Annotated in this window: 8 protein-coding genes, 1 tRNA gene and 1 pseudogene; 5 read left to right on the plus strand and 5 right to left on the minus strand. The window is 67.0% G+C overall.

Annotation, left to right across the window (positions count from 1 at the left end; genetic code table 11):
- Positions 1-792: 792 nt before the first annotated feature.
- The 4 genes and pseudogenes from ACIBJF_RS49025 (at position 793) to ACIBJF_RS49040 (ending at position 3,076) form a co-directional block, all read left to right on the plus strand.
- Positions 793-1,770, plus strand: coding sequence for a PP2C family protein-serine/threonine phosphatase (locus tag ACIBJF_RS49025; RefSeq protein WP_399184384.1), 978 nt, complete (start codon positions 793-795; stop codon positions 1,768-1,770).
- Between the two features lie 428 nt (positions 1,771-2,198).
- Positions 2,199-2,567, plus strand: coding sequence for a metallophosphoesterase (locus tag ACIBJF_RS49030; RefSeq protein ID WP_399184385.1), 369 nt, complete (start codon positions 2,199-2,201; stop codon positions 2,565-2,567).
- Positions 2,568-2,572: 5 nt separating this feature from the next.
- A pseudogene (locus ACIBJF_RS49035) lies at positions 2,573-2,746 on the plus strand (metallophosphoesterase family protein); the annotation flags it as partial.
- 66 nt (positions 2,747-2,812) lie between these two features.
- The gene (locus ACIBJF_RS49040) at positions 2,813-3,076 is read left to right on the plus strand and encodes a hypothetical protein (protein WP_399184386.1); all 264 of its coding nucleotides are present in this window, start codon (positions 2,813-2,815) and stop codon (positions 3,074-3,076) included.
- 274 nt (positions 3,077-3,350) lie between these two features.
- On the opposite strand, the gene ACIBJF_RS49045 is transcribed toward ACIBJF_RS49040, so the two are convergent.
- The 4 genes from ACIBJF_RS49045 to ACIBJF_RS49060 all read right to left on the minus strand — a co-directional run bounded on the left by ACIBJF_RS49045 (position 3,351) and on the right by ACIBJF_RS49060 (position 6,873).
- Positions 3,351-5,318, minus strand: coding sequence for a SpoIIE family protein phosphatase (locus ACIBJF_RS49045; RefSeq protein WP_399184387.1), 1,968 nt, complete (start codon positions 5,316-5,318; stop codon positions 3,351-3,353).
- Positions 5,319-5,489: 171 nt separating this feature from the next.
- Entirely contained in the window at positions 5,490-5,999 is a 510-nt protein-coding gene (locus ACIBJF_RS49050; protein WP_399184388.1) for a phosphoribosyltransferase, read from the minus strand.
- Between the two features lie 13 nt (positions 6,000-6,012).
- Complete coding sequence (gene dcd, locus ACIBJF_RS49055; protein ID WP_362111351.1) at positions 6,013-6,588, minus strand: dCTP deaminase; 576 nt, start codon at positions 6,586-6,588, stop codon at positions 6,013-6,015.
- Between the two features lie 126 nt (positions 6,589-6,714).
- Entirely contained in the window at positions 6,715-6,873 is a 159-nt protein-coding gene (locus ACIBJF_RS49060; protein WP_351812453.1) for a hypothetical protein, read from the minus strand.
- A 281-nt stretch (positions 6,874-7,154) separates the two neighbouring features.
- Here ACIBJF_RS49060 and ACIBJF_RS49065 point away from each other — a divergent pair.
- Positions 7,155-7,228: transfer RNA gene (locus ACIBJF_RS49065), tRNA-Gly, on the plus strand.
- A gap of 178 nt (positions 7,229-7,406) precedes the next feature.
- Here the strand turns inward: ACIBJF_RS49065 and ACIBJF_RS49070 are convergent.
- Positions 7,407-10,415, minus strand: coding sequence for a hypothetical protein (locus ACIBJF_RS49070; RefSeq protein ID WP_399184389.1), 3,009 nt, complete (start codon positions 10,413-10,415; stop codon positions 7,407-7,409).
- Positions 10,416-11,052: the final 637 nt, after the last annotated feature.

Here is an 11,052-nt window from a genome sequence, read left to right on the forward strand (position 1 = left end):
CCGTCCGCTGCCTGCCCCTACCCCTCCGCGATCATGCCCCGCACACGAAGAAGCCCCTGTTCATCGAACAGGGACTCCCTTTGCCACAACGCACTCAGACCCGCAGACAGACCGGTACTCGTCCAAGAGATGGAAGAACACCGTCAGCGGGTCCTCTCCATCGGCATGCCGCTCGATGGCATCAGCCCAGCCGCAAGACATCGACCAGCCTCGACGAGCGCGCAACCACTCGGCGAACGGACCACCGGGCGACAGGGCGAAAGGTTCGTCGACCCCGTGAACGGACAAAGCCCGTGGCATAGCCGATCAAGATGTTTTGCAAGTCCCGCAGGCACCCCTGGCGAACCCACATGGAGGGACGCAGCCGGATCTGGTCCAGGACGTCTTGGACGTCCCGGCACTGGTCGATCGGTCGCGGACTTTGCCCCTGGTCAACTGACACAGACCAGACTCTACGACCAGACCCGGTGAACCTTCCCGGTCACGGCACTAGCCGGCCGCACACAGCCCTCGTCAAGAGCCGCTGCGGCAGCTGACACCAGTGGCCGACATCAATAAGCGCGAACAGCAGCGGTCGGCGCCGACCACTCGTCGAGGGTCACGGACGGTGGCAGTGTGGGAGATGTGAACGCTGGGCACAGCTCGGCCGGTGTGCGGCAGCCGCGAGGGCCAAGGCGCGCGTTGCTGTTCATTCCGGTCGGTCTCATCGTAGTGATCACGGCAGTCGACCAGCTGACCCCCGAGGACATGCATCTCGGCCCGCTGCTGGTGATCGCCCCCGCGCTCACCGCCATGTTCGCCGACGCATTACTCACCGGTCTGATCGGCCTCCTGTCCGAAGCGGCAGAGGCAGACATCGGCTGGCACTTCGGCGCACTGTTCACACGCAACGTGCTGTTCCAGCTCCTCGCCCTGGCCGTGCTGTCAGCTTTGTGCGTGGCCTTCTGCGTGATGCGCGAGCGACGCCTGGGCCAGCTGGCCAAGGTGCGGTCGGTTGCCGAGGCCGCGCAGCACGGCTTGCTGTGGCCGCTGCCGGAGCGCATGGGGCCCCTGCAGATCGCCTGCCGGTACTTGGCCGCCGAGGACGAGGCGCAGATCGGCGGTGACCTGTACGCGGCAACCCGCATCACCGGCGGGGTGCGCATCATGATCGGAGACGTCCGAGGCAAGGGCCTGTCTGCCATCGGTGAAGCCGCCCTGCTCCTCGGAGCTTTCCGTGAGGCCGCCCACCGGCACGCCACTCTTCCCGATCTGGCCGCCACGCTGGAGCAGAGCGTGACCCGGTACCTGGCCGACTTCGAGCCGTCCGCGGAGGCCGGCGAGCGCTTCGCGACCGCGCTGCTGCTGGAGCTCCCCTACGAAGAACACGTCATCCGAATGATCAGCTGCGGCCATCCCCCTCCACTGCTGCTCAGCCCGACCAGCATCCTCACAGTCCCCAACCTGCATCCCGCGCCACCACTGGGAATCACGGGAGCCGGTCCGGATGCCTACATCATCGACGTGGCTGCCTTCGAGCCGGGAGACACACTCCTGCTCTACACAGACGGCGTCATCGAAGCCCGCGACGTCGACGGCCACTTCTACCCGCTTCAGGCGCGGGCCGCCCAATGGAACAGGGCCAGCCCCGCAGCGCTGCTCCACCAGATCCAACGGGATCTACTCGCCCATACCCACGGACGTCTCAGCGATGACGCCGCTCTTGTCGCCCTTCACCGTCAGCTCGACAACAACCACCGGCGCCGCCACCATGGCCGCGTCGTCACGTGAACCCAGGTGCACGTCCCGGTATCAGCCTCGCTGGACGATCAACAGACTTGCAACGGCTGACACCTCTGGGACGCAGGAGGGCTGACAACACGGCAGAGAGCCGCGCGTGCCCCCCGCGTGCCCGATGAGCGGGTATCGCACGGGGAACAACGGGGAGTCACGGCGACCAGCCCGGAACCGCGCAGGTCAGCCTCTCGCCAGGTCACCGCACATCCACATACGCGATCTTCCAAACTGGTGCTCCAGGCCCGAAGGGGAAAGCCGCGTAGTTCTGTTCGTGAGCCTGGCGGCAGTCGTTCAGCATTTCGGGCAGCACCCCGCCCGTCGCCGTTCGATCGCGGGCGGGGCCGGCCGGGAACCGGCGGAGGAGGACGCCATGGCGAGAAAGGTCATGGCTTGGCGCTGGTGACGGAGGCTAACTTCGGACGATGCGGATCTTGCACCTCTCGGACACCCACCTGGACCGGTCCGGCGGCCCCGACGCCGACGGGGCCGATGGCACTGCAGCACTCTGCCGCTTGCTGGGCGAACTAGATCATCTGGTCAACCTCGACGCGGTGGTGGTCACCGGCGACGTCGCAGACGACGGCTCTCGTGAGGCGTACACGCGGGCCCATGAACTCCTGTCCGGCTACGCCGGACGACGACGGGCGAACGTCTTCTACACAACCGGTAACCACGACGACCGCACTGCATTCGCAGACGTGCTCGGCAGCGGCCACGTTCAGCCCGACGCGGTATACGAGGGAGCCGTGGGTGAGCGGCAGGGGCAACCACCGTCGACGGATGGCGACTGATCACGCTGGACACGCTCGTTCCAGGCAAAGGCTACGGCCGACTCGACGGCGACCAACTCCACTGGCTCCGCAAACTACTTGCCACCCCGGCACCACAGGGCACCGTCCTGGCCTTCCACCACCCACCGGTTGCCCTGGACGTCGAAGTTCAGCAGGCGCTCGGCCTGCACAACAGCCCAGAGCTAGCCGAAACGATCCGCAGGACCGACGTCCAGCTCATCCTGTGCGGGCACTTCCACCTACAGATGCTGGCTCACCTGGAACAAGCGACCGTCTGGGTCACGCCCGGCGTCGTCAGCCGCATCGACCTGACCGCCCGCCCCGGCACCGAGCGCGCCGTCCACGGTCCGTCGGCCTCCCTCGTCCACCTCGGAGCGCCCCACGGGCCACTCATCCATACACTCCATGCACGAGACCCTCGCATGGGCGAGACGGTCTACGAGGCCGACGAGACGGAGATGCGCGAGGTCATCGAAAGGCTCGGCCCCTCTCCTGCGGGCTCGAACTGAGCCTGTGCCTCCACTGGACTGGATTGTCGTGGACAAAGTCAGCCGAGCTTGTCAAGACCGCGTGCGGCGGCTGACACCAGCGGCTGACACCAACAAGCACGGACGGCAGCGGTCGACACCGGACCCCAGTGAACGATCGGCCGAGGCGCAGGGGCGGGTGGTCGTCGTTGAAAGATCCCCGTGATCGACCTGATAAGGATGAGGCCGGATCTCAAAGCATGTGCTGACGTGGGCGTCGTCGCCCGATTGACGACGCTCCGCCAGCTTGATGCACTCAAGTGCGTCGGATGACCAGTACGGCCACGTCGTCGGCATGGTCCACCGCGACCGCTGTGTCGAGGACCCGGTCAGCGATCCCCTCCGCATTCAGCCCGTCCCGTAGGGCTTGGGCGGCCAGTGTGCCGGCGCGCTCCAGCCCGGCGTCCAACGTCAGTCCCGGGCCTTCCACCACACCGTCGGTGACCATGACCAGCGCGCTGTCCATGCCCAGCGTGAAGGTTTCCTCGGGGTAATCGATGTCGGGCGCGACTCCCAGCACCGGCCCGCCCGGCAGCTCTTGGATGGTGTGGCTGCCGTCCTTGTGCGCGCACAGCACCGGTACATGACCGGCATTGGTGCCGGTGACCTGGCCTTCGCGTGGATCGAGGTGCAGCATGCTGCAGCTGGCGAATCGTGCAGAGTCCGTCGCGACGATCAACTCGTTGGTGCGGGTCAGCACCGTTCCCGGGGCCGGTGCGTGGGTGGCGATCGCGCGCATGACAAGGCGCACCTGTCCCATGAAGGCAGCGGCGTCCACGTCGTGCCCTTGTACATCGCCGATCTCCAGGGCGACAGTGCCGTCGGGCAGGGCGAAGGCGTCGTACCAGTCTCCGCCGATGTCGAGCCTGTCCTGGCTCGGGTGGTAGCGGGCGGCGACCTCCAGGCCCGGGAGGTGCGCGGGCAGCGTGGGAAGCATGCTCTGCTGCAGCGCTGTAGCCAGTTCGAGGTGCGCCTGTTGGAGCCGGATGCGCTTCAATGCCTGGCCCGCGAGGTCGCCCAGTGTTGTCATGAAGGCCCAGTCGTCCAGGGCCGGTCGGTACCCGCTGTCGAAGACCACCATCCAAGCCCCGAGCGGTTGATCGCCGGACTCGCCGAGGGGGGTGATCGCGACGGCGTAGTCGGAACCGAGGCGGCCGATCCACGGCAAACGGGCCGTCCGCGACCATCGGCGGTCGAACTCCTTTCGATCAGGGATGAACTCTGACTTGCCACTGAGGATCGCTACTTGCAGCGGGCCCAGATCATGCAGAGACATGCCCTGAAGATCCTTTACCTCCCACAGGGCTATCCCGGCATCGGTAGACACGCACAGCCTGTCCTCCTCAACAAGCGCGAGCAGGGCGCCGGCACCGCCGAAAGTCGCGGCGAGACGGGTCAGGATGACCTGCTGCAGTTCCTGCTCCGTGGCTGCGGAGAACAGGGCGGAGGAGATGTCGCCGATCTCTTTGGCACGTCCTCGCTCGGCGCTCAACGCGGCTTGCAGCCTCTCCTGGCGCTCCACCTGCTCGGTGTCGTCGCGGATTAGACCGAGAATCCGTTCGGGGCCGCCGTAGCCCAGCTGGATACGGCGGGTCTTGGCGGCCAGGTGGTGCCAGCCCTCATGCTCGGTGAGGTACCGCAACCTGACCCAGGGGGACAGCGAGGAGGTGGTCAATTCCAGGAGCTGCCGCAGAGCCTCCCGGTCATCGGGGTGGACCCGCGGCATGACGTCGGACACCGAAGTGGCCTCTGCGAACAGCTCCGCCGAGAGAGATGCGCCGCCCATCCATTCAAGCAGGTCATTATGGGGTGTATACAGCCAAAGGGCGAAATTGTTGGCTTTCGCCGCCAACAAGAATGGGATCAGCAGGCTGGCGAGGTCGTTTTGCGCGTCGAGCGCGTGCACCCATACCTGTCGCGTGCCACGTGCGGGATCCTTCACCGGTCGCGCCTCGATCAAGCAGGCAACGGATGCTTCGCCCGACCCGGGGAACTCCAACGCCCGCATCGCGACCGTCTTGCCCGCAGCGGCATGGGTCACCAGGTTCTCGGCCGAAAACCTTTGGTCTGCAGGCCACAGATCGCCGAAGCCGCGTCCCAGGCACTGCTCCGTCGTCCTGTCCAGTGCCATGGCCATCGCAGCGTTGAGACTGCTGACGACACCATCCAGAGTCAGCAGAGCCGAAGGGGCATCCCCTCGCAGAAGTTCATCCGAGGCATCCATTCACGGCTCCCCGCCGAGTACCAAAACAGCCTCTTCAGCAATTGTCGTGCATCTTGCCGTGAGACTCTCAGGGAGCTTGTGTGCTCAGCCGGTCACACTTACTGGCGACAGGATCGGTTGGAACTCGCAGTCGTGCTCTCACTCTATGGAGTTACGAACGCGCGTACGAGTCTAGAGTGCCTCCTTGTTCAGCTTGGCCTCCTCTCCTGACTTATGTACTGGAGGCAAGACACTCCACGGGAAGTTGATCCAGTCGTCGGTCCGCTTCCAGACGTACTCGCATTTCACGAGGGAGTGGGACTTCTCGTAGATCACCGCGGAGCGCACCTCGGCGACGGTGTCGAGGCAGAAGTCGCGCACGAGCTTCAGCGTCTTGCCGGTGTCGGCGACGTCGTCGGTGATCAGCACCTTCTTGTCGGAGAAGTCGATGACGTTCGGGACGGGCGCGAGCATGACCGGCATTTCCAGGGTGGTCCCCACCCCGGTGTAGAACTCCACGTTCACCAGATGGATGTTCTTGCAGTCGAGGGCGTAGGCGAGGCCGCCCGCGACGAACACGCCGCCCCGGGCGATGCTGAGCACGATGTCGGGTTCGTACCCGTCGTCGGCGATGGTCTGCGCCAGCTCGCGGATGGCACCGCCGAACGCCTCGTAGGTCAGGTTCTCCCGCACTTCACTCATGTTGCTGTGGCCCTCACACCTGGGTCCGATGGAAATTGACGTAGGACCGCGAGGCGGTCGGCCCGCGCTGGCCCTGGTACCGGGAGCCGTAGCGCTCGCTGCCGTAGGGGAACTCGGCGGGCGAGGACAGCCGGAACATGCACAGCTGGCCGATCTTCATCCCCGGCCAGAGCTTGATGGGGAGCGTGGCCAGATTGGACAGCTCCAGCGTCACATGCCCGCTGAACCCGGGGTCGATGAACCCGGCGGTGGAGTGCGTGACGAGCCCGAGCCGCCCGAGCGAGCTCTTCCCCTCGAGCCGAGAGGCAAGATCATCGGGCAGGGAGATGACCTCGTACGTGGAGGCGAGCACGAACTCCCCGGGGTGCAGGATGAACGGCTCGTCGCCCTCCGGCTCGACCAGCCGGGTCAGATCGGGCTGCTCGACCGAGGGGTCGATGTGCGGGTACCGGTGGTTCTCGAACACCCGGAAGTAACGGTCCAGCCGAACATCGATGCTCGACGGCTGCACCATGGATTCGTCGTAGGGATCGATCCGTACCCGCCCGGCGTCGATCTCGGCCCGGATGTCCTTGTCTGAGAGAAGCACGTAGCGAGGATACGCAAGGCGCGCGGAGCCGTGACAATCGTGACGACTCCGCGCGCCTGTGTTACCGAATGCGATCTCCGTGACGACCGCTTGCCTCTGTTACCGCTGCTGCCTGTACCGGGCCCGCTAGCGCTTCTCCAGGGCGACCGGCACCACGCTGCGGAGCCGGGCGCACCGGGGGCACCTCATGAGCCGGCCGGGGCCGAGCCGCTCGGCCTGCTGCATCGGGAACGAAGCGGTGCTGAAGACGTGCCCGTCCGCGCAACGGACGACGGTGCGTTCCATCAAGTCCCTTAAGTCCCTTCCCCAAGAGCCTCGTCGGGCGTACCACCCTGACGACAAAAGCCACATTACGGGATCAAAGACGCGACTCTCCAGGCGGCACTCCGGCCTCCCCCGACCCCTCCGCCAGGCCTCCACGGTACGCCCCAACTCGCCCCAGCCGCAGCCGGATCCCCACCCTGAAACAGACGCAGACCCACGGGCCTCGGCACCAGGGGTCTGCGATGATGTACAGTGAGCGAGCGTCCGGACATCCTCTCCGCGAGGATCATGTCCGTGCTTACGCGGGTGTAGTTTAATGGTAGAACATCAGCTTCCCAAGCTGAGAGCGCGAGTTCGATTCTCGTCACCCGCTCCACGAAGAAACCCCAGGTCAGTGGCCTGGGGTTTGTGTTTTGGGATGCTGGCTCTCCGGTGGCGTCGGCCGGCCTCTGGTCTTCAGACCGGCCCTGCCCCTTTCGGTGACGGCGGAGGAACGACCGCATCGGCCGTGAGGCTGCCGTTGTCGTGGCAGCCTCACGGCCGGGCAGGCCGACTCAGCGGGTGACCATGATGGCGTCGAGGATGACGGTTGATCGTCCGGGTGTGCTGCCGGAGAGGACCCGCAACTGCACCTTGTGGGTCGTGATGGTGGTGCCGAGCGTGTAGGTGCACACCACTTGCCGGTAGGCCGTCGTCGCGGCGTAGGTGTTCACCGTACCGACCGTTTTTCCGTCCACCAAGACCGCGAAGCGCCCGCCCGACGACTTCCGTGTTGCGACTATGCGCAGTTGGGTGCCATCCGCCGAGAAGGACACGTACGCGCCCTTGGTGGCGGAGGTGCGCTCGGTGCCGGACCAAGCGGAGGATGCCGCTACCGACTTCCAGGTGCCGGTGTAGTGCAGTGCCGTCGCGCGGTCGTCGAGCGGGATGCCGGTGGTCACTGCCTTGCTCCAGGGGCCGGTCTGGCCGGCGTCGTCGTGGGCGCGGACGTAGAAGCGGTAGGTGAGTCCGGGAACCGGCTGCACGGGGCTGCCCGCCTTGCCGAAGACCGCAGAGGTGGCCGTGGTGCCGGTGCGCCAGGTCTGCAGCGGCCCCAGTTTCCAGACGCCCGCACTGTCACGGGTGGCGGCCCGCCAGCCGACGTCGTACGACTTCACACCCGTGGTCTTGGCCGACCAGGCGACCGGCACCGCGGCGCTCGTTGCCGCGCTGCTCGCGACGGTCGGCGCGGTGACGGAGGCGGCGGGGACCGGTCGGCGCAGGGTCACCTTGCCGGCGACGTCGGCCGCCGCCCGGCCGGTCACCGTGTCGCGCACGGTCAGGGTCCAGGTGTACGCGCCGTCGGTAGCTGCGGTGCCCGTTTGCGTGGTTCCGTTCCACACCGGTTCGACGGTGCCGTCGGAGGCCGTACCGGAGAGGGAACGGACCTGCGTGGTGCCGGACTTGAGGGTGAGCGTCCAACTCACCGGCCGGTTGTAGGTCCAGGTGGGGGTCCAGGTGTCGGCCGAGCCGTCGCCGTTGGGGCTGAAGCCGGTCGGGGCGGCGGCCGACACAGCGGTGGGAACGCCTGCCCAGGTCACGTGGGTGACGCCGGCGTCGTCCATCCAGGCCGCCCAGGGCGCGTCGCGGTCGACCGCCCACCTCTCGGCGGCGGCGGAGTCGGCCTTCTGCGGGAGGGCGAACAGAGGCTGTGCCGCGGTTGCCGTGCCGCCCAGCGTCTGGGCGTTCAGCGTGACGCCCCCCGAGGACTTGGTGAAGGTGTAGAGCACGTCTTTGCCGAGGATCGGCGTGTGTACGGAGGCGTCCACGGTGGTGCCGGTTGAGTTGCCCGTCTTGAGCAGCAGGCCGGTGGTGGACGCGGCCCCGCAGGTGGTCAACAGGATCCGGGAACTTCGCACTTGGAGGTCGCCGGGCAGGCAGCTCACGGTGGCGGCGGTGGTGACGGTGCCGGTGGTCAGGTCGGTCCGCCTGATCCACCAGCTGGACGTCGTACCGTTCCGTACCGACGAGTACACGGCGCCGCCGTCCAGAGCGGAGCCGGAAGGCACCCTCTCCATGTGGCCGCTCGCGAAGGTGTAGAGGAGAAGCGTGCCGTCGGCCGCGGTCGTCTTGTCCGACACCAGGACGTGCTCACCGTCGAAGTCCACGACGTGCACCTTCGAGACGTCGTAGTAGTTCAGCGGTGTCCCGACCAGCTTGCCGTCCTCGTACACCTGGAAGTGGCCCGGCTCGTAGGGGGTGCCCTGCTCGACCAGGACCCGGCCCCCGGCGGCGGCCAGCGTCTGGTGCACCAGGCCGGCGGAGTAGTTCAGCACGCGGGCCGGCGTGCTCGCCGAGGCCCCGGCCGGGGTGGCCGAGAGGTCCGAGCGGAACAGGACGCCCTGCCGGCGGGAGGAGTCGTCGGCCGTGTAGAGCGCGCCGTCGGACAGCGCCAGGGCGTCCAGTCTGGCGGGGCCCGCGGGGATCGTGGTGGCGTCGCCGGTCGTGGTGGACACCCGGCCGTCGGTGAGGGTCTGGATCGCGGCGTCGACATCGGGCCGGTAGAGCGTCACGCGCATCTTGCCGTCGTCGCCGACCGCGAGGTCGGTGAAGGTCCCGCCGAGGTCCTTCGCCGGCGTGGATCCGTCCCTGGCCATCGCGAACAGCTCGGATACGCCGCCGCCGTCGTCCACGCTGAACTGGTACCAGGCGAGCGTGTCATCGCTGATCCAGTGCGCCCCGCTGACGGGCAGGGTGACGGTCGACGAGCCGTCCCCGGGCGCCGACCGCTGCCACTCGGTCAGGGTTGCACCGTCGATGACCCCGACATGGCTGGGGGTGAACTCCAGGCCCTGAGGCAACTCGTCGGTCGCGGGCTCCGCCACGGTGACCGAAGCGCCGGTGGCGAAGTCGATGTACACGATCTTGTGGCCCCAGCCGGGCGCGGTCCGCCGGAGCACCAGGGCGCCGTGGACGTCCGAGGCGAGGACTTCGTACTGCTCGTCATCGGACAACAGCGTCCGGTCCTCGTTGCCGGGTGTGCGGAGCAGCAGGCGCACTCGATACGCGGAACTGTCGTCGTAGTAGCTCTGCTGGACGAGGATGCCGTTGCCGGCCTGCGCACGGTAGCGCTCGTCCCCCGCGGCTCCCGAACTGTCGTATGCGACAGGAAGAGTGTCCTGTTCACCGGAGTCGAGGTGGCGCAAGGTGACATGATCAGCGAGATCGCCGTTCGGATTGGCTGAGGTGGCAACGGCCACCACTCCGTCCTGCACGGACACCGCGTCGACGTTCACCGTTTCGCCGGTGTCGGCAAGCCGGCCAAGATCCCGCGGTGTGCCTCCCGAGACGGCGAGCCAGCCGTGCGCCAGAGTGTCGGCTGAGGTCTTCTGACGCCAGACGACCACGTGACCGGAACCCGATATCTCATCTGCGGCAGGCACGGAAGTCGTGCGTGCGGCCAGCGTGGTGGAGACGTCGGTCGGAGCCGCGGATGCTGCGGTGACCGGGGTGACCGCCTGGGCGAGGGCGAGAGCTGTGATGGCTGCCGGAGCAACAAGGAAGCGGCATCTGTGCGAAGGCATGGAAGCCCGATTCTGCTCGGATCAACAAGGCGGGGATCATTGCACAGAGATCCGCGGCGCCCAGCGGTGGGGTCGCGACCTTTGCCGGTACTTTCCGTGAGTGCGTCACACTCGCCAACGGCTCTGCGGGATGAGTGATGTACTCCGATGCGGAGCGAAGAGGACGGCCGGGCAATCGTGCGTCATGAGACGCAGTGCGGCCGGTGCTCGCGCCCGGACCCCGGGCGCCCTTCGGTCGCTGCGCAGGGGCTTCCTGCGTCTCCCATCGGACGGCGGTGCCCACAGCGTGCCCTTAAGACCGGTCAACCACGGTCAACAGCGGTACGATCCCGCTCCCCGGGCCGCCACGCCAGAGCACATATGACCAGTTCAGCAGCCATGCGGCTCACCAAGCGCCGTTGCTTCCGAAGCTGAGAGCACGAGTTCGGTTCTCGTCGCCCGCTCCATGGAGAAGGCCCAGGTCCAAGACCCAGGCCGTTTTGCCGTGTGCGGTGATCAGTCGCCGCGTGCCAGGTTCGTGCGAGAACGCTGATCTGCGCGAACTGAAGTTCCCCCCGCGAACTGGACAGCGGGTGTTTACGCTGCCGGGACGAGGTTCTGCCTGAGCAAGGATCTCGTTTCGAGCGGGGTGACGTAC

It is taken from the genome of Streptomyces sp. NPDC050743, assembly GCF_044456925.1.
Lineage (GTDB): Bacteria > Actinomycetota > Actinomycetes > Streptomycetales > Streptomycetaceae > Streptomyces.

Bases quoted from the DNA above. Each gene is read 5' to 3' on its own strand.
- ACIBJF_RS49070 (WP_399184389.1), bottom strand. From the start codon at position 10,415: ATGCCTTCGCACAGATGCCGCTTCCTTGTTGCTCCGGCAGCCATCACA.
- ACIBJF_RS49025 (WP_399184384.1), top strand. From the start codon at position 793: ATGTTCGCCGACGCATTACTCACCGGTCTGATCGGCCTCCTGTCCGAA.
- ACIBJF_RS49030 (WP_399184385.1), top strand. From the start codon at position 2,199: ATGCGGATCTTGCACCTCTCGGACACCCACCTGGACCGGTCCGGCGGC.
- ACIBJF_RS49040 (WP_399184386.1), top strand. From the start codon at position 2,813: ATGCTGGCTCACCTGGAACAAGCGACCGTCTGGGTCACGCCCGGCGTC.
- ACIBJF_RS49050 (WP_399184388.1), bottom strand. From the start codon at position 5,999: ATGAGTGAAGTGCGGGAGAACCTGACCTACGAGGCGTTCGGCGGTGCC.
- ACIBJF_RS49045 (WP_399184387.1), bottom strand. From the start codon at position 5,318: ATGGATGCCTCGGATGAACTTCTGCGAGGGGATGCCCCTTCGGCTCTG.
- ACIBJF_RS49060 (WP_351812453.1), bottom strand. From the start codon at position 6,873: ATGGAACGCACCGTCGTCCGTTGCGCGGACGGGCACGTCTTCAGCACC.